Source organism: Pseudomonas sp. KH_050 (assembly GCF_057838875.1).
Genome location: NZ_CM174478.1, coordinates 4,440,195 through 4,459,130, shown reverse-complemented (window position 1 = coordinate 4,459,130; position 18,936 = coordinate 4,440,195). Strand labels below are relative to the sequence as shown.

General features: G+C 60.6%; 20 protein-coding genes and 1 pseudogene. 6 read left to right on the top strand and 15 right to left on the bottom strand.

What is annotated here, in order from left to right; all coding sequences use genetic code 11:
- Positions 1–31 precede the first annotated feature (31 nt).
- The 6 genes from AC3IUA_RS20230 to AC3IUA_RS20205 form a co-directional block, all read right to left on the bottom strand.
- Positions 32–607, bottom strand: a complete 576-nt coding sequence (locus tag AC3IUA_RS20230; RefSeq protein WP_489356671.1) for a DUF6162 family protein — start codon at positions 605–607, stop codon at positions 32–34.
- Complete coding sequence (locus AC3IUA_RS20225) at positions 604–951, bottom strand: hypothetical protein (RefSeq protein WP_489356669.1); 348 nt, start codon at positions 949–951, stop codon at positions 604–606. Before AC3IUA_RS20225 ends, AC3IUA_RS20230 begins: the two co-directional genes overlap by 4 nt.
- Positions 948–1,490 carry a thiamine pyrophosphate-binding protein gene (locus tag AC3IUA_RS20220; protein WP_489356667.1) on the bottom strand — a complete coding sequence of 181 codons (543 nt, stop codon included), beginning with the start codon at positions 1,488–1,490 and terminating at the stop codon, positions 948–950. Before AC3IUA_RS20220 ends, AC3IUA_RS20225 begins: the two co-directional genes overlap by 4 nt.
- Positions 1,487–2,698 (bottom strand): PepSY-associated TM helix domain-containing protein, encoded by a 1,212-nt coding sequence (locus AC3IUA_RS20215; protein ID WP_489356666.1) that lies wholly within the window; start codon positions 2,696–2,698, stop codon positions 1,487–1,489. The genes AC3IUA_RS20220 and AC3IUA_RS20215 overlap by 4 nt, the downstream gene beginning before the upstream one ends.
- A 258-nt stretch (positions 2,699–2,956) precedes the next feature.
- The gene (locus AC3IUA_RS20210; RefSeq protein ID WP_489356664.1) at positions 2,957–3,280 is read right to left on the bottom strand and encodes a helix-turn-helix domain-containing protein; all 324 of its coding nucleotides are present in this window, start codon (positions 3,278–3,280) and stop codon (positions 2,957–2,959) included.
- Complete coding sequence (locus AC3IUA_RS20205) at positions 3,261–3,515, bottom strand: type II toxin-antitoxin system RelE family toxin (RefSeq protein ID WP_489362413.1); 255 nt, start codon at positions 3,513–3,515, stop codon at positions 3,261–3,263. The genes AC3IUA_RS20210 and AC3IUA_RS20205 overlap by 20 nt, the downstream gene beginning before the upstream one ends.
- A gap of 238 nt (positions 3,516–3,753) precedes the next feature.
- Between AC3IUA_RS20205 and AC3IUA_RS20200 the strand changes: the two genes are divergently transcribed.
- Positions 3,754–4,449, top strand: a complete 696-nt coding sequence (locus AC3IUA_RS20200; protein WP_489356662.1) for an HAD-IA family hydrolase — start codon at positions 3,754–3,756, stop codon at positions 4,447–4,449.
- Positions 4,450–4,522: 73 nt separating this feature from the next.
- Here AC3IUA_RS20200 and AC3IUA_RS20195 read toward each other — a convergent pair whose 3' ends face one another.
- From AC3IUA_RS20195 to hisN, 3 genes are all read right to left on the bottom strand, one after another.
- Complete coding sequence (locus AC3IUA_RS20195; protein WP_489356661.1) at positions 4,523–5,269, bottom strand: 3-oxoacyl-ACP reductase family protein; 747 nt, start codon at positions 5,267–5,269, stop codon at positions 4,523–4,525.
- A 159-nt stretch (positions 5,270–5,428) separates the two neighbouring features.
- Positions 5,429–5,695: a hypothetical protein gene (locus AC3IUA_RS20190; protein ID WP_489356660.1), complete on the bottom strand. Its 267-nt coding sequence runs from the start codon at positions 5,693–5,695 to the stop codon at positions 5,429–5,431.
- 339 nt (positions 5,696–6,034) lie between these two features.
- Entirely contained in the window at positions 6,035–6,826 is a 792-nt protein-coding gene (hisN, locus tag AC3IUA_RS20185) for a histidinol-phosphatase (RefSeq protein ID WP_489356658.1), read from the bottom strand.
- A gap of 253 nt (positions 6,827–7,079) precedes the next feature.
- On the opposite strand from hisN, the gene AC3IUA_RS20180 reads away from it, so the two are divergent.
- The 4 genes from AC3IUA_RS20180 to AC3IUA_RS20165 all read left to right on the top strand — a co-directional run bounded on the left by AC3IUA_RS20180 (position 7,080) and on the right by AC3IUA_RS20165 (position 11,302).
- Complete coding sequence (locus AC3IUA_RS20180) at positions 7,080–8,780, top strand: FAD-dependent monooxygenase (protein ID WP_489356656.1); 1,701 nt, start codon at positions 7,080–7,082, stop codon at positions 8,778–8,780.
- A 10-nt stretch (positions 8,781–8,790) separates the two neighbouring features.
- Positions 8,791–8,979 (top strand): DUF2783 domain-containing protein, encoded by a 189-nt coding sequence (locus AC3IUA_RS20175; RefSeq protein WP_489356654.1) that lies wholly within the window; start codon positions 8,791–8,793, stop codon positions 8,977–8,979.
- Positions 8,980–9,066: 87 nt separating this feature from the next.
- Entirely contained in the window at positions 9,067–10,416 is a 1,350-nt protein-coding gene (locus AC3IUA_RS20170) for an MFS transporter (RefSeq protein ID WP_489356652.1), read from the top strand.
- 76 nt (positions 10,417–10,492) lie between these two features.
- Positions 10,493–11,302, top strand: coding sequence for a response regulator transcription factor (locus AC3IUA_RS20165; RefSeq protein ID WP_489356651.1), 810 nt, complete (start codon positions 10,493–10,495; stop codon positions 11,300–11,302).
- Between the two features lie 39 nt (positions 11,303–11,341).
- Here the strand turns inward: AC3IUA_RS20165 and AC3IUA_RS20160 are convergent.
- From AC3IUA_RS20160 to AC3IUA_RS20150, 3 genes and pseudogenes are all read right to left on the bottom strand, one after another.
- Positions 11,342–11,527 (bottom strand): annotated as a pseudogene (locus tag AC3IUA_RS20160) (MFS transporter); the annotation flags it as partial.
- Between the two features lie 274 nt (positions 11,528–11,801).
- Positions 11,802–12,503 carry a FadR/GntR family transcriptional regulator gene (locus AC3IUA_RS20155; RefSeq protein WP_489356649.1) on the bottom strand — a complete coding sequence of 234 codons (702 nt, stop codon included), beginning with the start codon at positions 12,501–12,503 and terminating at the stop codon, positions 11,802–11,804.
- A 111-nt stretch (positions 12,504–12,614) separates the two neighbouring features.
- Positions 12,615–13,928 carry an L-fuconate dehydratase gene (locus AC3IUA_RS20150; RefSeq protein WP_489356647.1) on the bottom strand — a complete coding sequence of 438 codons (1,314 nt, stop codon included), beginning with the start codon at positions 13,926–13,928 and terminating at the stop codon, positions 12,615–12,617.
- A gap of 153 nt (positions 13,929–14,081) precedes the next feature.
- Here AC3IUA_RS20150 and AC3IUA_RS20145 point away from each other — a divergent pair, with 153 nt between their 5' ends.
- Positions 14,082–15,038 (top strand): LysR family transcriptional regulator, encoded by a 957-nt coding sequence (locus tag AC3IUA_RS20145; RefSeq protein WP_489356645.1) that lies wholly within the window; start codon positions 14,082–14,084, stop codon positions 15,036–15,038.
- On the opposite strand, the gene AC3IUA_RS20140 is transcribed toward AC3IUA_RS20145, so the two are convergent.
- The 3 genes from AC3IUA_RS20140 to AC3IUA_RS20130 all read right to left on the bottom strand — a co-directional run bounded on the left by AC3IUA_RS20140 (position 15,025) and on the right by AC3IUA_RS20130 (position 18,926).
- Entirely contained in the window at positions 15,025–16,365 is a 1,341-nt protein-coding gene (locus AC3IUA_RS20140; protein ID WP_489356643.1) for an MFS transporter, read from the bottom strand. The genes AC3IUA_RS20145 and AC3IUA_RS20140 overlap by 14 nt on opposite strands.
- 70 nt (positions 16,366–16,435) lie before the next feature.
- Positions 16,436–17,395 carry a sugar kinase gene (locus tag AC3IUA_RS20135; RefSeq protein ID WP_489356642.1) on the bottom strand — a complete coding sequence of 320 codons (960 nt, stop codon included), beginning with the start codon at positions 17,393–17,395 and terminating at the stop codon, positions 16,436–16,438.
- Position 17,396: 1 nt separating this feature from the next.
- Positions 17,397–18,926 (bottom strand): UxaA family hydrolase, encoded by a 1,530-nt coding sequence (locus AC3IUA_RS20130; RefSeq protein WP_489356640.1) that lies wholly within the window; start codon positions 18,924–18,926, stop codon positions 17,397–17,399.
- Positions 18,927–18,936: the final 10 nt, after the last annotated feature.

Genomic DNA, 18,936 nt, shown 5'->3' with positions numbered 1-18,936 from the left:
GAGCGGTCTTCTCTCGGGTCAATACAAAGGTTCAGTGCCGATGCTGGCGAGTCACTCCAGCATCGAATTGCGCGACCACTTGCTGCCAGCCGGCACCGATCAGTGCCTGGTCATCCAGGGGGCCGGGGGCGGTGAGCGCCGGATCGCGGTTGAGCCAGATGTCGGCCGTGGCGCCTTCTGTGGTGCTGATGCGCATCAGGAACGAGCCGGCCACCGCCGGCGTCCGGCTGAGACCGAGGTAGGCCTTGGACTGCAGCAGGTTCCAGGCATGGCCACCTCGGCTGATCGAACTGGCGTCCTGCGCGAAGGGCGCAAAACCTTCTTCGGCAAGCAGCTCGGGTGAGGGCAGGGCCTGTTGTTCCTGGCGCAGCAATTGGATCTCGTCGAGGGTCACTCGCAGGTCGGCGTAGATGCCTTGCTCGGCGGCGCTGAGGTCGCGCCGCGCATCGAGTTGATGGGTTTCGACGCTTTCGACGGTCTGGCTTTCGCCGCGCCAGGCGACCACCGAACCGGCCACCGCCAGAATCATCAGGCACAACAGCAGCACATAGAGGGTTTCATGGCCGGCACCGGCCGGGCGGATGACGTGCGTGGTGGGCGTGCTCATGGGGCCTCGATATCGGCTTGGTCGATTTCGACGACGTGGCCCGGGCCCGCATCGAACAGTACATAGAACTCCGAGCCGGGCTTCTTGAAGGTCAGCGTCGAATCGGCACCGAGCTTGCCCGGCAGCAGGATGGTTTCGTCATAGCCGATCACGTCCAGGGTCACCCCCGGCGCGCCGCTGCCGTCGGAAAAGCCACCGGTGCAGCGGATCTGTTCGCCGTCGATTTCCTTGCATTCGCACATTGGGTTATGGGCCAGCGCAGTGCTGCTGAAACCGCCACCGAGCATCAGCAACAGACTGATGCCTGTCAGGCGCAGGCGGGTAGTGCATGCAGCAACGATCATGGTTTGCCTCCTTGTTTGTTCAGCCAGGCGAGGGTGGCCGGGGATGCCTTGCCGAGCGGCACCGCCGCTTGATGCATGCTGCCGTCCCAGCCTTCCATGGTGATCCAGATCTCGGCGTCGGCCCTGGTCTTTTCCGGTACTGGCAACAGCGCCCCCATGCGATAGGGCGTACCGAAGAAAATCACCCCGGCGGCGCGCAGACTGCGAGGTTTGCCGATGCGCAGGTAGGTGGCCTTGACCTGATCGATACAGCGCTCGCACAGGGCTGCATTGAAACTCTTCATGTAACCGGCCGGGCCGGACAGTAGCGGTGCCTCGTTGCGTAACTCGGCAAGGCGCAGGCTCCAGGGCCCGACCTGGATTTCGCCGACTTCCCGTTCACCCAGGCCGCTGTCGCCGCGAAACAATGCGGCATCGGCGAAGTACTTGGGCATGAAGCCCAAGGGAATCAGCAACAGCAAAATGTTCAGGTGAAAGCGCCACTTGTGCCAGAGCTGGCTCAGGCGCGAAGGTTGCGTTGCGGTGGTTGCCTTGCTCACTGGTTGCCCTCCGGAGCCTGGGAATGCATGGCCGGTTGCGCCTGAGCGGCTGCGCCAGGTCGGGTTTTTTTAGCGCTGCGCTTGAGGGCGTTGGCCGTGGCCAGGGCGGTGCGTTTGGTCCAGATCAGCAGCCCGCTGAGGACCATCATGCTGAGGACCAGACCGAAGAAGAACCAGATCAGCTTGATCCACAGCCCGCCGAAATCACCGGTGTGCAGCGGGCGCATGGATTCGGTGACGAACTCCAGGCCGGTGCGGTCCGAGAGCAGCCGCGAAGCGGCGATTTCGCCGTTGTAGGGGTTGATCGAGGCGGTCTGGAACATCAGCGGATACCAGCCGCGTCCGCCAATGTCCAGGTGACTGTAGGCATTGCTCGGCAGGCTGACGAAGCTGGTCTCCAGCCCGGGGATTTTTTGGGTGGCAATCTGGATCGCCTGGTCCAGACCGATCATCGGCGCCGGTACGCCTGGGGCAGAGGTTGGAACGCTTTCCCGTGAGACCACCGGGACGATCGGTTCGCTGGAGATGGAAATCTGGTTGTCGGAAAGGATCGCCTCAATCAGGAACCAGAGCCCGGTGATGGAAATCACCGCAATGAACCAGATCGACCAGATACCGCTCAGACGGTGGAAGTCGCCCCAGAAGATCCGTGCGCCGTGGCTGATCCGCAGGGTCGGCCGCAAGAAACCTTTCCAGAAACGTTTGTAGACCACCAGCCCGGTCACCAATGAAGCCAGCAACGGCAGGCCGAGGAACGACACCAGGTACCAGCCCCAGCTATAACCGTTGGTGAACGGCACCAGCCACCAACCGTGCAGCGCGCGGGTGAAGGCCTGGAAATTGAACTGCGGGCTGATGCCCTGAATGACCCCGGTGTAAGGGTTGACGTAGACCGTGACCGAACGGCCGTCGGGATAACTGACGTCCACGTCCAGGGCAAAATGCGACTCGTCGGGGCGGCTGATGGATTGCACCAGGGTTTGCGGCTCGGCGCGCTTGATCGCGGCGACGACCTGGTCATAGCTGAGCAGGTCGGCGGCGTCCGAGGGTTTGCTGGCGCGGATGTCCGGATTCGCCAGCCAGACAATTTCCTGACTGACCACCGCCAGGGTGCCGGTGACACACACGATCAGCACGAAGAACCAGATGGGCAGCGCCAGCCAGCTATGCACGAGGAACCAGAGTTTCGAGCGGGACTTCTTCGACATGAATAAGGGTCTTGATTCGATGAGTGGAGTGACGCAAGCCTGTCGCTTGAGTCGCTTTCCAGAAAAAGCCGACCGTGGCTGTTGCCTACGCGGTCTGCTGCATCCAATTAAGACGAATGAGAATCATAAAACCGCAAGACGATATGAAAGAAAATGTTTCGAAGGCAGGGCGAATCTTGTCAGGGGTGTACGCAATCCCCCTGTAGGAGCTGCCGCAGGCTGCGATCTTTTGATCTTGATTCGCCCCGATTTGCCATTTTACAACTCCAGCTGATTCGCCTTGATCCCGAATGCCAGGGCGATTTTTTCCCGCGTGGCGCGGCGTGGTTTGTTCACGGCTTCCTGTTGTGCAAAAGCCGGCTGTGAAATCCCCAGGCGTTTTGCCACTTCCTCTTGAGTGAGGTTCAAGTATTCACGCCAGGCGCGGATCGGGGTGGCGCCATCGACGATGCGGCTGACCACTTCATGGGGGATCAACTCGTCTTGAGCCTGAGCCTTGTATTGCGCATAGGGAATGACGACGAAGGCTGGCTTGCCATCCGGGCCGTTGATGATTTGTACGTCAGTAGGTGCGTTCGTCACGTTTTTTAACCTCTTGGATGCTGACGACCTGGATTGCGCCGTCCCAGTCGAAAAGGACTCTGTAATTGCCGACACGCAGTCGGTAACCGTAAGCGTGATGAGACAGTGCATTAACGTTGTTCACATCAGGCATGTGCTCGAGCCCCGTCACTGCATCTCGAATGTGAACCTGCTGCTGGGTGTGGAGCCTCAGCAGTTGCTTCACGGCTTTTCTGGTCCAGTAGATTTGATTTATGAAATATTAATAAGTCTTTTATAAGGCTTGCAAGGAGTTTTATAAGTCAAAGTAACGAAAGCCCTTGGCTTTCGCTTTGCTCATCACCAACCCTAGGTCGTTCGCCGAGACTCGGTCGGCCCAAACTGTTGCCTCATGTGGACGCTGCTGGTTATCCTGCTGAATCCTTTAATCGATCCACACACTGGCCGTACCTGAGCCGCTCCCGGGATATATTTTTGTTAACGGATCAGATGCGATGAATGCACAGCTGGATGAGTTCGGCCCGATCAAGGCCGTGATTTTCGATATGGACGGGTTGTTGCTGGACACTGAGGGGATTTACACCGAGGTCACCCAGATCATTGCCGAGCGTTATGGCCGGACCTTCGACTGGGGCGTCAAGCAGAACATCATTGGTCTGGGGGCGGGCGACCTGGCGCGGTATATCGTCGAGGCGCTGGATTTGCCGATCAGCGCCGAGGAGTTTCTGCGGGTACGCGAGCCCTTGATGCGCGAGCGCTTTCCCCGTGCGTTGGCGATGCCGGGGGCGCAGCAGCTGGTGCGGCATCTGAAGGCCAATAACATCCCGATTGCGGTGGGCACCAGTTCCTCGAGCCAGTCTTTCGGGCAGAAAACCACGCTGCATGGCGACTGGTTCGCGCTGTTCGACACCATTGTCACGGCGGACGATCCCGAGGTGGGCGCTGCCAAGCCGGCGCCGGATATCTTCCTGACAGCGGCACGACGATTAGGCGTGGCGCCGCACGATTGCCTGGTCTTCGAAGATTCGCCCTTTGGGGTCACGGCCGCCAAAGCTGCGGGGATGACGGCGATTGCCGTGCCTGATGCGGCGATGGCGGACGCTAGATACGCTCATGCAGACCGGATTATCCGTTCGCTGAAGGCTTTCCAGCCAGGTGCCTGCGGGTTACCGGTACTCGAATGGGCCTGATGGGCCAGGCGCTGATACAGCAAAACGCCGGGCAACCTGATCGAGGTTGCCCGGCGTTTTTTCAGCCGTTGAATCAGGCAGCAAAACCACCGTCGATGGTCAGGCTGGCACCGGTGATGTAGCCGGTATCCGGGCCGGCCAGGTAGGCGACGAAGCTGGCGATTTCTTCGGCCTTGCCGTAACGACCGACCGCCATCAATGGGATCAGGCTGTCGGCGAAATCACCATGGGCCGGATTCATGTCGGTGTCGACCGGGCCGGGCTGCACGTTGTTGATGGTGATGCCCCGTGGACCGAGGTCGCGGGCCAGGCCTTTGGTCAGGCCGACCAGCGCGGCCTTGCTCATGGCGTACGGACCGCCACCGGCGAAGGGCATGCGCTCGGCGTTGGTGCTGCCGATGTTGATGATGCGGCCGCCTTCGGTCATGTGCCTGGCAGCTTCCTGAGTCGCGATGAACACGCTGCGCACGTTGATGGCCAGGGTTTGGTCGAAGTCTTCCAGTTTGAAGTCTTCCAGCGGTGCGACCGCCAGCACGCCAGCATTGTTGACCAGGATGTCCAGTCGGCCAAAGGTTTCTACAGTGCGGTTGACCGCGTTGCGGATGGCCACGGCATCAGCGCTGTCAGCCTTGATCGCCAGGGCTTTACCCCCGTTGGCAGTAATGCTGTTCTGCAGTTCTTCAGCCTTGGCTGTCGAGCTGACGTAGGTAAAGGCCACTGCGGCGCCTTGCTCGGCCAGGCGCTTGACGATGGCGGCACCGATGCCGCGGGAGCCGCCCTGAATCAGGGCTACTTTGCCGCTGAGGTTTTGCGTGGCCATGTCGTTCTCCAAAAAAATCAAGGCGGGCTGCCTTGTTGTTGGAGTCGAGTATTGACCTCGGATTACCGGCTGACTTCGCCGGTCGTCAGAAAGTAAAATCGCATCATTTCAGATCAATGGGTTACAGCCTGCGAGTCATTTGAGATTTTTCATGGCTGATCAGACTGGCTTCTCCGTCAAAAACAGTTTGCTGCGAATACCGCCGACCAGATTGCCGACCTGATGCAGCAGTAGACTCAAACGTTGACCGCCTGGACCCGGGGGGATGTTGATGTCGGCCAAGGTGTCGTAGGCACTGCCGTCTCCGCTCAGGCTTTCGGCCAGCAGGCGACCGTGGAGTACCGCCCACACTACCGGGATGGCCTGGGCGTAATGCACGTTGGAGGAGAGGCGACCAATATCCGGCGTGTCGCCAAACAGGGTCATGCCAAACCAGCCGCCTGCGTCTTGGCCCGTTGCCTGGCGTGCAGGCAACCGCTGCCTTGGTATTGAGCCGCATTTTCGACGTGTTGGCAGCCGAGCCCGGCTTGCGGTCGATCGACCACTTGCCCTGCGCGCGTCTGCGCCTAATCGAACCGCGATAAGCAATGAGAAACAGAGGTGAGTCATGGGTGGCAACGAACAAAGCGACTGGAACCCAGTGCAAGTACTGCAACGCAGGGACGAAGCCAACGGGATCATTATCCGCGCTGCAGTGTGACAGGCCCCGTAGCCACTCGCAGTACCCCGGACAGGTGACTGAAGGAGACTTCGGCCTTCAGTCACTCAAGCGGCGTGGCGCAGCAATTCAACCAGTTGGGCATGCAGAGCGGGATCGCCGCAGGCAACCACGGCACCGCCATTTTGGGCTGGCCCACCGTCCCAGGACGTCATTACACCTCCGGCACCCTCGATGATCGGGATCAGCGCCTGTACGTCATAGGGTTGCAAGCTGGCCTCGACGATCACATCAACGAACCCCGAGGCAAGCATGCAGTAGGCATAGCAGTCGCCTCCGAAGCGCAGTAGTTGTGCCTGGGCGGCCACTGCCTCGAAAGCACCCCGTCGCTCAGGTGTATCGAACATATCCGGCGTGGTGCACATCAGCCTGGCGGAGGAAAGTCCGGCGCAAGCCCGAGTCTTGAGCGGTGTGCCATTGCGCCATGCGCCAAGCGGAGTGCCGATGTACCGCTCGCCTGTGAATGGCTGGTTCATGACCCCCAGTACCGGGCGCTGGCCATCGTTCAGGGCAATCAGTGTCCCCCAAAGCGGCAAGCCGGTGATGAAGGCCCGAGTGCCGTCGATCGGATCAAGCACCCAGGTCAGTTCGCTGCTTCCAATGGTTGCCGCCTCTTCTTCCCCGAGAATGCCGTGCGTGGGGTAGTGGGTGTGGATCAACTCGCGCATGGCTCGTTCGGCGGCCTTGTCGGCGACAGTGACCGGATCGAACAGCCGACTGCCTTTGTCCTCGACTTCCAGCGTCGCGCGGAAATAGGGCTGAATGGCCAACGCGGCGGCATCGGCCAGTTGTTCAGCGAAGGCTTGATACTCAGCGAGTTGATCTACGGTCAGGGGCATCGAATGTCACCTCGGGTGATTGGAAAGGCATGGATCATATCCGATGCGAAGCGTGCTCAATCAGTTGAGTGACGCGTGGGCAACAGATTTCACTGCTCAATTGAATCGCTCAGGCACGACTGTTGGCCATGATTCGATCTTCTGCAAAGTTGTCTCCTCAAAGGGACATGCATTTGCCGCGCACACCTTAAAGTCATCTGCAATTCCGAACCGGCCCAGGCCAATAACCATAAGAATCCGGAGATGCATTGCGATGCACACACCACTCGCCGAGCCACGTCGCTCAATTTATTTCGATTACCAGGTTTTCCCTGCCCACACCGCCAGCGTGAACGCCGGTCAGGTCGAACGTCGCCCCGTGGTCATTGTCGGTGCCGGGCCTATCGGCCTGACGACGGCACTGGATCTGGCCCGCTACGGCATCCCGTCGATTGTGCTGGAGTCTGAACGGCAGGTCAGCGAAGGCAGCCGCGCCATCGTATTCACTCGCCGCTCCCTGGAGATTCTCCAGCAAGTTGGCGTCGCCGAACGAGTCACCTCGGCGGGATTGGGGTGGCGCTTTGGCAACTCCTTCTACCGCAACCAACGGGTGTTTCGCATGGAGGCGCCACACGACCCGGACGACCGCTTCCCGCCGATGACCAACCTGCAACAGCCTTGCCTGGAGCAGTTTCTGGTCGAAGCCTGTCAAGCCAACCCGCTGATCGAGTTGCGTTGGGGGAACAAGGTCAGATCGCTGGTTCAGGCCGAGGATTACGCGACGCTGGACGTTGATACGCCGGCCGGTGACTACCGGCTGGAAGCCAACTGGGTGATTGCCGCCGATGGCGCGCGCTCGGCCATTCGCGGCCTGCTTGGCCTGCAACTCGAAGGTGCCTCCTATGAAGGGCGCTTTGTGATTGCCGACATCAAGATCGATCTCGATCTGCCCACCGAGCGCCTGGCTTACTTCGACCCGCACTGGAACCCTGGCAACACCGTGCTCATGCATCGTGAGCCAGGCAATATCTGGCGCATCGACTATCAGCTGCCGCGAGACGAAACGCCGGAACAGGCCTTGTCGGCCGACTCCTTGCGCGAGCGAATCAATGCGCAACTGGGCATCGTCGGGGTGGAAAACCCGCAATGGGAACTGGACTGGTGCTCGGTGTATTCGGCACGGGCTCTGACCCTGCCGAACTACATCCATGGCCGAGTGATTTTCACCGGCGATGCCGCTCACCTGCTGCCAATCTTCGGTGTTCGCGGTGCCAACACCGGTTTCCAGGACTGTCACGATCTGGGCTGGAAGCTGGCCCTGACCATCAAGGGTGTGGCCGGCCCGGGCCTGCTCGCCTCGTATAGCGCGGAGCGGGTAGGGGCCGCGCGCGAGATCATTGCCGAAGCGGGGAAAAGCACCCGCTTCATGACCCCGCCAACCCCGGGCCACTGCCTTGTGCGCGATGCGGTACTTTCGCTGTCGCTGACGCAGGAGTTCGTCCGCCCGCTTTACCACTGGCGTACCTCTCGCCCCCATGACTACGTTGATTCCGCCCTCAACTGCAAGGGCGACGACAACCATCGCTACACGGGCGGTCCGCATCAGGGCGCCCCCCTGTTGAACATTCAACTCGGTGACGACCAGTTTCTATTCGACAAGTTGGGTGCGTCGTTCTACTTGCTGTATTTCACCGATGCAACCGAGGTGCCCAGCGATATTCAGGTTCAGGTGCAATCGCTGCGTGAGCAAGGTGTGCCGCTGCAGGTACTGGCCGTTGCCGGCAATCGGCAAACCGGGATCAGGGGGGCGGACGTTCTGGTCGATGATCGCGGCACGCACCTGCGAAACAAATATGGCGCGACGGCGGGCAGTGCTTATCTGGTGCGTCCGGACCAACACGTTTGCGCACGCTGGCATCAACTCAGCGGCGAGGCCTTGCAGGCGGCCATCGAAACGGCCTTGGGCAATGAGTGAGGAGAAGAGCATGGAACACAAGCAACTGACCATTACCGACATTGAAAATATTTACGACCAGCTCGCCGACGCCCTTGATCAAACCGCTCAGGGCAAGCGCGAAATGTTCCTGGTGAAACTGGCGCTGCTCAGTGCTCACGCGCTCGGGGATGCCGAGCAATTCTTCGAGCTGACCCGCACAGCTTTACTGGACCTGTAATCAGCATCACGCCTTTCGTGCAATTGCCGCCGACCTGTCTGTTCAGGCCGGCGAGCCTTCCTATAACAATAATCGGGAAGTTCCCCAATGACTCGCAGTCATATTGTCAGCGCGCCCCCCTCGGCTGTTGCCGGTGCTCACGACCGCTACCAGCAGGTTTGCAAGAAGGTGTCGAAAAGACTGATCGCATTTTTGTTTGTCTGCTTTGTACTGTCGTTTCTGGATCGCATCAACATCGGCTTCGCCGGCCTGACCATGATGGGCGACCTGGGTCTGAGTGGTACTCAATTCGGCCTGGCCACCACCTTCTTTTACATCGCCTACATCGCCTGTGGCATTCCCAGCAATATCGCCCTGGCGCGAATCGGTGCCCGTCGCTGGATCGGCAGTCTGATGATTGCCTGGGGGCTGGCGTCCACTTGCACACTGTTTGCCACGGACGCCACCTCTCTCTACCTGCTGCGCACATTGGTCGGTATTACCGAAGCGGGTTTTCTGCCTGGCGTGTTGCTGTACATGACCTTTTGGTTCCCCGCGGTCTATCGGGCCCGCGCTAATGCGCTTTTCATGATCGCCATGCCGTTTACCGCGGGTTTCAGCGCTGCGCTCTCGGGGGTGATTCTGGGGTTGGATGGCACATGGGGATTGAAAGGCTGGCAATGGCTGTTTCTGCTCGAAGGCCTGCCCTCGGTGCTGATGGGCTGCGTGGTGTTCAGTTACCTGGATGACCGCCCGCAACAGGCGAAGTGGCTGGATAGCGAAGAACAGAAGCTGCTGCAGGACGCACTGGATGCCGATCGTGGCGCTTTAACGGCACCCGTCGCCCAGGATTCTCGCAGCGTATGGGCCGAGCTGATTTCCCCGCGAATCCTGCTGTTCTGCCTGGTCTACTTTTGCCTGGTCAACACCCTTGCAATGATCGCGGTATGGACGCCGTTGATCGTGAAAAGCTTCAACACCGCCAACAGTAACGAGTTGATTGGCTTTCTGGCGGCCATTCCACAAATCTGCACCATCATCCTGATGATCGTCTGGGGCCTGCATTCGGATCGTACCCGCGAGCGCCGTTGGCATCTGGTGCTGCCCATGCTGCTGGCCGCGGCAGGCTGGATACTCACGGCACTGTCGACGTCTGCACCCTTGCAACTGCTGGGGGTGTGCATGGCCGCCAGCGGCTCATACAGTGCCATGTCGATATTCTGGACCACGCCGGACCAGGCGTTGAGTTTCCGGGCCCGTGCGGTGGGTATCGCGGTGATCAATGCGGTGGGAAATATTGGTTCGGCACTCAACCCGCTGGTCGTCGGCTGGCTGAAAGACCTGACCCAGAGTTTCGGTTCAGGCTTTGCCTATGCGGCCATCTTGTTGATTCTCGGCGCCCTGTTGGCCCTGCGGCTGCCACTGGCAATGCGAGAGGCTCCAGGGCCGACCCGCTGAAGGATGGTAAAGTGCCGGGCACGCGCTTTTGGCAATAGCGGCAAAACCTGTGCCCGACACTCTGAGAGACTCCGTCATGCAGTACTGGCCCTTGCGTCCCGGCAACAGCGAACACAGCCTTAATATCGGTCACACCGCCAACCTGCTGGCCAGGGTTGGCCTGAACCGCAGCAAGTACCTGGCGGCTGATCTGCTACAGGTCATCGGCCCCGGCGTGCCATTGGCCCAGTGCACGATCTTCGCCTATCCGCATCGTGGTAACCCTCAGGTGTTCTCCTTCGCGGATCGGGCGCGGGAAGTTTCGCTGCCGGTGATTTCCAACAAATATGTCCAGCGCTTCTATGGCCAGGATGGCAACCAACAGGTCATGAGCCAGTGCGGTTCCGGCCAGAGTACCATCGTGCAACGCCAGTCCATCGATGACATCACGCATACCGAGTACCGGCGCATTTGCTACGAGCAGCCGCAGATTTCCGAACGGGTGGCCTTGCTGACACACTGCGAAAGCAACCGCTGGTTGTCGGTAAACTTCTACCGTGGCCGTGAGCACGGACGTTTCTCGGAACGGGAAATGAGTTACCTGGAAACCATCGCTCCGCTGTTGATTCAGACAGTGCGCCTGCACTACCACGCTTACCTTCAAGCCAACGAAATGCCTCTGTTGCTGACCGAGCGGGTGATACGACAGCAACACATCGAGCTGACCTTTCGTGAACAGGAGCTGTTGCGCCTGATGTTGAGCGGTCTCGCTGTGGAAGACATTGCCGAACAACTGGGCGTTCGCCCTGTCAGTGCCGCGACCTACGTAAAACGCCTGTACCGCAAGCTGGGTATCAATGGCTTGCGTGAATTGTTCGGGTTAGCCACTCGGGCCGAGTGGGCCTGAGCCAGTGAATACGGGCCACGCTTTCTTGATGCCACCTGACAGCGGGCCCGGCACGCCACACAGCGCATAAGCCACAAAGAACAGGCCGGCGCCAAAGCCGTAGACGGTATCGCTGAAATTCAGGTCGGCGCTCATCTGCATCTTGGCGAAGCCGATGTTGATGCGGTCGAGGTGTGCGAAGAGGTAGCAGATCAATAGCAGCGGCATCAAACGCCACAAATTCCGCTAGCAATTCACTCTCGGCTTCTGTGAGCTCGATGCTGATTTTCTTGCCTGCACGTCTGCAGATGGAGTGATTTCCCCTGATGCGATGATCCACTTCCAATCCCCAGCGCGTGCATCAGTCGCCAACCCCGACTATAGAAAAATGCCCAACGTGCGGCGGTAGTCTTATTCAGGATGCATCATTGGTCAGGCTGTGTTCGTCCATTCACCACATATCCCGGATCATCCCCCGATCATGGAAATAGTGCTCTACAGGATGCCCCCAGGGGCCAGGTTACTCTGCCTCCAGCGCTCCCAACCAGCGCGCTTCGGAGCGCAGCAAATGCTGGCGCATGGCTGTTTGGGCGGCGATGACGTCCTTGCATTCCAGCGCGCGCAGGATCGCTTCGTGTTCGATCACCGCGGCATCCCAGGTGCCGGGGTTTTCCGAACGCTCGCTCAGGTGCGATGAAATCGGGCTGTGGCGCTCGTCGAACAGCGAGGTGATGATCCGTACCAGCGCTGAGTTACCGGTCATTTTCGCCAGGCGGTGGTGGAACTTGCGGTCGTCATCCAGCGGTGGGCGATTGGCTTTGACGCTCGCGCGCATGGCGTCGATGCAGTCTTGCAGGTAGCGAAAATCGCTTTTTTTTCCGTGCAGGCATGCCAGCACCACAGCTTCGCCCTCGATCAGCGCACGCGCCTGCATCAGTTCGGTGGGGCTCTCGCCAAGGGTCACGGTGCGTGCGCCACCCTCATGCAGGCGCGCGGCAACGTAGACACCCGAGCCCATCTTGATCTCGATACTGCCTTCGATCTCCAAGGCGATCAGCGCCTCGCGCAACGACGGCCGCGATACCCCCAGCAACTGCGTCAGGTCGCGTTCAGGAGGCAAGCGCGAGCCGACCTTGAAGTCACCTTGGGCGATGTATTCACGCAGACGGTCGGCGATTTTCTGGTAGAGCTTGCGCTCTGAAGGAGGAGAGGAGGAAACCATCGAGGCAGAATCCGAGAAATGATGCCAAAGGCTACCACAGAGGCCGAGGCTGGCAGGAGAAACCTCGATGGCAGCCTTCGCAATATCATCTCTCGGATCAGCGTCCAAACCCTATTGCTGGTCTTGCCACTCCGGGCCATGAGGGTATTCAAAGTGCTCCAGCGAAGATTCTTTCATGGTCACGCTGTATCCCGGCTGTTGTGGCGGCATGTAGCGCCCGCGGCGGATCATGATCGGCTCGAGGAAGTTTTCGTGCAGGTGGTCGACGTACTCCAGCACGCGTTTTTCCAGCGAAGCCGAGACTGCGATGTAATCGAACAACACAATGTTCTGCGAATACTGGCACAAGCCGACGCCGCCGCCATGCGGACACACCGGCACGCCGAACTTGGCCGCCATCAACACCACCGCCAACACCTCGTTCAAGCCGCCCAAACGCGCCGGATCGAGTTGGCAAAAGTCCATGGCGCCGGCCTGGAAGAACTGTTTGAACATCACCCGGTTGTGCGCGTGCTCACCGGTGGCTACGCCGATCGGGTGGATGCGCTGGCGAATCGCCGCGTGGCCGAGCACGTCGTCCGGGCTGGTAGGCTCTTCGATCCACCAAGGATCGAATTCGGCCAGGCGGCGCATGTTGCTCACCGCTTCGTCAACGTCCCATGTCTGGTTGGCGTCCATCATCAGCTTGCGTTCCCAGCCCAACTCTTCGCGCAGGATTTGCGCGCGGCGCATGTCTTGCTCGATGTCGGCACCAACCTTTTGCTTGAGGTGAGTCCAGCCCGCCTCGACCGCTTCACGAGCCAGGCGACGCATTTTTTCCTCGGAGTAACCCAGCCAGCCGGCGGCCGTGGTGTAGCCCGGGTAGCCCTCGCGGAGCATCTGCTGTTCACGCTCGGCCTTGCCCGGTGCCACCCGGCGCAACATCGCAATGGCCTCCTGAGGCGTCAGCGCATCGGTAATAAACGTGAAGTCGACGCAGCGCACCAGCTCTTCGGGGCTCATGTCAGCGAGCAGCTTCCAGACCGGCTTGCCTTCCTTCTTCGCCCACAGGTCCCACAGCGCGTTGATGATGGCGGCGGTCGCCAGATGCACCACGCCTTTTTCCGGGCCGACCCAGCGCAGTTGGCAGTCACCGGCCACGATTTCATGCCAGTAGGCGCCGAAGTTGCTGGTGATGCTTTCGAGTGTTCGGCCTGTGACAAACAATTTGGCCAGTGCCTTGACCGCTTCAACGCACAAATCGTTGCCGCGCCCGATGGTAAAGGTCAGGCCGTGGCCTTGCAGGCCGTCGCCCGAGTCGGTGTGCAAGGTGACATAGGTGGCGGAGTAGTCCGACGTCGAGTTCATCGCATCCGAGCCGTCCATGCTCTTGGACGTGGGGAAGCGAATATCGCGTACAGCAACCTGGGTAATGAGGGTAGGCATGGGGTTATCCTGAAATTGGAGCTTGCCCCGCCGTTGTCGGTGGCAGCAGGCTTGTTCATGTTATTTTCGTGCCGCGCCCGCAGTCTGTCTTGCGCGGCCAGTCGCCGAAATTGAATGTTTCGACTACGCCGATCACCTCAGGTAATAGCCCCCATGATCAACCCACTTGCGCAGTTTCGTAGCCGCCTGCGAATGCGCCACTTGCAGTTGCTGTTTGTGTTGTCTGAAGAAGGCTCGTTGCGTAAGACCGCACAGATCATGGCGCTGACCCAGCCAGCGGTGACCAAGGCGTTGCACGAACTCGAGAACCTGGTGGGCGAGGCGTTGTTTACCCGCACCCACCAGGGCTTGCAGCCCAACAAACTGGGCGAAGCCGCGATTCGGTATGCGCAATTGGTGTTTGCCGACCTCAGTGGCCTGCACGAAGAAATGACCGCGCTGCAATCGGGCAACCTCGGCACCTTGCGCATTGGCGCCATGGGTTCGCTGGTCGGCGGCCTGTTGCCGCGCACCCTGGCGCAACTGACCCGGCGCCATCCCAAGCTGAACATCACCGTGGTGATCGACACCAGTGACGTGTTGCTGCACGCCTTGAACCTCGACCAACTGGACCTGGTGGTCGCGCGCATCACCCACGGCTGGCCCAGCGACGAGCTGAACTTCGAGGTGTTCGATGAAGAGGTGATCCAGATCGTCGCTCGCACTGGTCATCCGCAGCAGCACAACGCCGACGTGAGCCTCGAAACGCTCGCCCGCTACCCGTGGGTCGTGCAATCGCAACCGGCGCCGCTGCGGGAAATCTACCAACAGATTTTTCGCGAGTCGCAGGTGCCGGCACCCACCAGCCAGCTTGAAACAGCCTCTACGATGCTGACCGTATCGCTGCTCCAGCAGACCGACATGATTGCCCTGATGCCGCTGTCGTTGGTCGAGTACTACAGCAGCCTGGGCGTGCTGGCGCCGCTACCGGTCACGGTTTCGGCGCGCTTGATGCCGTTCGGCTTGATCAGCCGCAAGGGGCGGGTGCCCACCGCGGCGATGGAAGTGGTCAAGGCCGAGCTGCGGGTGCAGGCAGGCCTTGAGGGTACAAGCGGGGTTACGAGCGACTAGACGTCAGGTCGGCGGGCGGTGCGTAAGTGGCCGCCGTCGACGGTGTGCGCTTCAACAACATCAGCAGCAACACGCTGACAAAGCACAGCGCTGCCACGACCTGAAAGCCGGTGCTGCTGTTACCCGTTACTGCATCGGAGTACGCCTTGATCTGTGGCGATACAAAGCCGCCCAGGTTGCCAATCGAAATGATAAAGGCGATCCCGGTGGCTGCGCTGGTGCCGCCCAAGTGGCGGGTCGGCAAGCTCCAGAACACCGGCTGGCTGGCCACCAGCCCCGGAATGGCGATACAGAACGCGATCAGTGTCAGCACCGGCGTGTTAATCACCGACAGCGATGCAAAGGCCAGCGTGCCGATGGCGAGCATGCAGGTAGCAACGAGGCGATGGTTGTTGTGCTTGTCGGCATACACCGTGGCAATACGCATGGCAACGATGGTGCACAACCAAGGGATCATCAGCAACAGCCCGACCGAGGTGTTGACCTGACCGCCCAGTGTCGAAGCCAGCTTGGCCGGCAAGTAGAACGCCAGCGGTGCGTTGCCGATCTGCACGCAGAAGTAGATGGCGATAAACATCAGCACGCGCTTGTCTTTCAGCACGCCAAAGATCGAACTCGGGCTGTTGTGGGCCTTGGCTTTTTCTTCGCCTTCAATGACGGTGTTCATCGCGTGTTTTTCTTCAGCGGTCAGCCATTTGGCATCGCTGGGGCGGCTCGCCAGGTAGAAGAACGCAATCACCCCGACCACCGAGGCTGCCAGGCCTTCCACCACGAACATCCACTGCCAGTTGGTCAGGCCGAACGGGTTGTGGGTGTCGAGGATAAAACCCGACAGCGGGCTGCCGATCAGCATCGCCACCGGCACGCCAAAGTAGAATAGGCCAATGGCCCGCGAGCGTTGTTTGGCCGGGAACCAGTAGGTCAGGTACAAGATGATCCCAGGCATAAAGCCGGCTTCAGAGACGCCGAGCAAAAAGCGGATGACGTAGAACGATGTCTCGGTGGTGGCGAACATCATCGACGCCGAGACAATCCCCCAGGTGACCATGATTCGCGCCATCCACACTCGCGCGCCAACGCGTTGCAGGATCAGGTTGCTGGGCACTTCAAACAGCGCATAACCGATAAAAAAGATCCCCGCGCCCAAGGCAAATGCGGCGTTGCCGATACCGGTGTCGGCTTGATAGGCGATCTTGGCAAAACCGACGTTGGCGCGGTCGATAAACGCTAGCGCGTACATGAGGGCGAGAAACGGCAACAGCCGGATGGCTGCTTTTTTGACACCACTCGCCAGTGCAGGCGAGTCATACAGGTCTTGATAACTCATGGAGCGTACCTCTTCTTATTGTTGGAGTAGGTGTTATCCAGGATGCGGTCAGGCATCTTCACTACGCGTATCAGGTGTGTTCGGCAAACCTCGCCAGTTCCAGGCGGGTCGGTAAGCCGTCGCTATCGCCCGGGAAACCCAGGACTCTGGCGCCAATCAGGTTGCCCCGGGCCACGGCCTGGGCGACGCTTGAACCTTCGAGCAAGGCGCTGATCACGCCCACGGCAAAACCATCACCCGCACCCACGGTATCCACCACGTGGGGCACCGGGCGGGCGGGACTGTAGCCGCTCTCGCTGGGGGTGGCGTAGTAGGCGCCTTCGACGCCCAGCTTGATCACCACCAGCGAGCAGCCCATGGCCAGGTAGAACCGGGCGATTTCGGCGGGGTGCTCAAGGCCGCTCAGCAGCCGGCCCTCGGCCAAGCCGGGGAATACCCAGTCGGCGACACCCGCCAGATCGTTCAGGCACGCCACCATGCTGGCTTGGGATTGCCATAGCCGTGGCCGCAAGTTGGGGTCGTACGATACGCTGCGGCCCGCGGCGCGCATGTCGCGGGCCATATGAAAGATCAGTTCACGCACGCTGTCGCTCAGCGCCGGGCTGATCCCGGTGATGTGCAGATGGTTGGCGGCGCGGCAGTACGCGGCCGGGTAGTCGGCCAAGCCCAGGTGGCTGGCCGCCGAGCCCTTGCGGTGGTATTCGATCTCGGGATCGCCGCCGTCCGACCGACGCGACTTGAACATCAAGCCGGTGGGGTGCTCGGAGTCTTGCACGGTGTGCCGGTGGTCTATGCCGTCGCGCGCCATGACATCACGCAGCCAATGGCCTAGGGTGTCGTCGCCAAGACGGCTGATATAGCCGACGCGAAAACCCAGGCGTGCCAGGCCGGTGGCCACGTTCAGCTCAGCGCCGGCCGCCGCGCGCGCAAAATGCTCGGCCTCGCGCAGGCTGCCGTCGGCCTGGGCGGCGAACAGCCCCATGGCTTCGCCGCAGGTAACGACTTCGATTGCTTCAGTTGGCTTGTCCATGTCACATCACCGCGCCGATTTGCCAAGGCAGAAACTCGTTGTCGCCGAGTCCGTTTTCTTCGCTGCAGGTTTTTTTTCCCGAGGCCGTTGCGAGCATCAGTTCGAACAAACGCGCACCCGCTTCGGCCACCGATTCTTCACCGTCGACAATCGGCCCGGCATTGAAATCCATGTCCAGCGACATGCGCTGGAACAGCCGGGTGTTGGTGGCGATTTTCAGCGACGGCGTCGGTTTGCAGCCGTAGGTCGAGCCGCGCCCGGTGGTAAAGCAGATCAGATTCGCGCCGCCCGCCACCTGGCCGGTGGCCGACACTGGGTCGTAGCCGGGGGTGTCCATGAACACCAGGCCTTTTTGCTCGACCGTCTCGCCGTACTGATACACCGCCATCAGGCCAGTAGCGCCGGCCTTGGCCACCGCGCCCAGGGACTTTTCGAGAATCGTGGTGATGCCACCGGCCTTGTTGCCAGGGGAGGGGTTGTTGTTCATGTCGCCGTCATGATGGCGCACGTAGTCTTCCCACCAATGAATGCAGCTCATCAGCTTGTCGGCAATCTGCGCTGACGCCGCGCGGGCGGTCAGTAGGTGCTCGGCGCCGTAGATCTCCGGGGTTTCCGAGAGGATCGCGGTGCCGCCATGGCGCACCACCAGGTCGACCGCCGCGCCCAGTGCCGGGTTGGCGGTGATCCCCGAATAACCATCTGAGCCACCGCATTGCAGCCCCACAGTGAGGTACTTGGCCGATACACTGCTGCGCTGCTGGCTGTTGACCTGCGCGAGCATCGCCTCCACCAGGCCAATCCCACGCTGTACCGTTTCACGGGTGCCACCAGCTTCCTGGATCACCAGGCTGACCTTGAGCAGCGCGGGGCGATCAACCAGTTGCTCCATCAGCGGTGCAAGCTGATTGACTTCACAGCCCAGGCCGATCACCAGCACACCGGAGAAATTGACGTGGTCGGCATAACCGCGCAGGGTGCGCTTGAGAATCTCGATGCCATCGCCCTTTGCGCCCATGCCACAGCCGCTGCCATGGGTAATCGCGACTACGCCGTCGACATTGGGGTAATCCCTCAGGCGCCCGGCATCGAACGCCGCGGCAATCTGTTTGCACACGGTGGCCGAGCAATTGACGCTGGAAATCACCCCGATGTAGTTGCGCGTGCCGACGCGGCCGTCGGCGCGCACATAGCCGGCGAAGCGTGCCTCGTCGTCGTGATAAACCGTGGGTTGATAGACGTTGGCCAGCGAGTGCGCGGAGCTGGCCGCCGGCATTTCCAGGTTATGCACATGCACGTAGTCGCCAGGGCGCAGAGTGGCAGTCGCCTGGCCGATGGTCTGGCCGTACTTGCGCACCAATTGCCCATGGGCGACGCCGCGCAGGGCGATTTTATGCCCCGAAGGGATGTCGGCCAGCGCGGTGACGCGCAAACCGTCGGCGAGCAGTTCCTGGCCCTTGGCGATGTCGCCGCGCGCGACCGCGACGTCATCACCGGCGGTCAGTACAAGTAACGATGAGCTTGCAAGGTTCATGGTGGATCCT

Coding starts and splice junctions, on each gene's coding strand:
- AC3IUA_RS20230 (WP_489356671.1), bottom strand. CDS start 607: ATGAGCACGCCCACCACGCACGTCATCCGCCCGGCCGGTGCCGGCCAT.
- AC3IUA_RS20225 (WP_489356669.1), bottom strand. CDS start 951: ATGATCGTTGCTGCATGCACTACCCGCCTGCGCCTGACAGGCATCAGT.
- AC3IUA_RS20215 (WP_489356666.1), bottom strand. CDS start 2,698: ATGTCGAAGAAGTCCCGCTCGAAACTCTGGTTCCTCGTGCATAGCTGG.
- AC3IUA_RS20200 (WP_489356662.1), top strand. CDS start 3,754: ATGAATGCACAGCTGGATGAGTTCGGCCCGATCAAGGCCGTGATTTTC.
- AC3IUA_RS20195 (WP_489356661.1), bottom strand. CDS start 5,269: ATGGCCACGCAAAACCTCAGCGGCAAAGTAGCCCTGATTCAGGGCGGC.
- AC3IUA_RS20190 (WP_489356660.1), bottom strand. CDS start 5,695: ATGACCCTGTTTGGCGACACGCCGGATATTGGTCGCCTCTCCTCCAAC.
- hisN (WP_489356658.1), bottom strand. CDS start 6,826: ATGCCCCTGACCGTAGATCAACTCGCTGAGTATCAAGCCTTCGCTGAA.
- AC3IUA_RS20180 (WP_489356656.1), top strand. CDS start 7,080: ATGCACACACCACTCGCCGAGCCACGTCGCTCAATTTATTTCGATTAC.
- AC3IUA_RS20175 (WP_489356654.1), top strand. CDS start 8,791: ATGGAACACAAGCAACTGACCATTACCGACATTGAAAATATTTACGAC.
- AC3IUA_RS20170 (WP_489356652.1), top strand. CDS start 9,067: ATGACTCGCAGTCATATTGTCAGCGCGCCCCCCTCGGCTGTTGCCGGT.
- AC3IUA_RS20165 (WP_489356651.1), top strand. CDS start 10,493: ATGCAGTACTGGCCCTTGCGTCCCGGCAACAGCGAACACAGCCTTAAT.
- AC3IUA_RS20155 (WP_489356649.1), bottom strand. CDS start 12,503: ATGGTTTCCTCCTCTCCTCCTTCAGAGCGCAAGCTCTACCAGAAAATC.
- AC3IUA_RS20150 (WP_489356647.1), bottom strand. CDS start 13,928: ATGCCTACCCTCATTACCCAGGTTGCTGTACGCGATATTCGCTTCCCC.
- AC3IUA_RS20145 (WP_489356645.1), top strand. CDS start 14,082: ATGATCAACCCACTTGCGCAGTTTCGTAGCCGCCTGCGAATGCGCCAC.
- AC3IUA_RS20140 (WP_489356643.1), bottom strand. CDS start 16,365: ATGAGTTATCAAGACCTGTATGACTCGCCTGCACTGGCGAGTGGTGTC.
- AC3IUA_RS20135 (WP_489356642.1), bottom strand. CDS start 17,395: ATGGACAAGCCAACTGAAGCAATCGAAGTCGTTACCTGCGGCGAAGCC.
- AC3IUA_RS20130 (WP_489356640.1), bottom strand. CDS start 18,926: ATGAACCTTGCAAGCTCATCGTTACTTGTACTGACCGCCGGTGATGAC.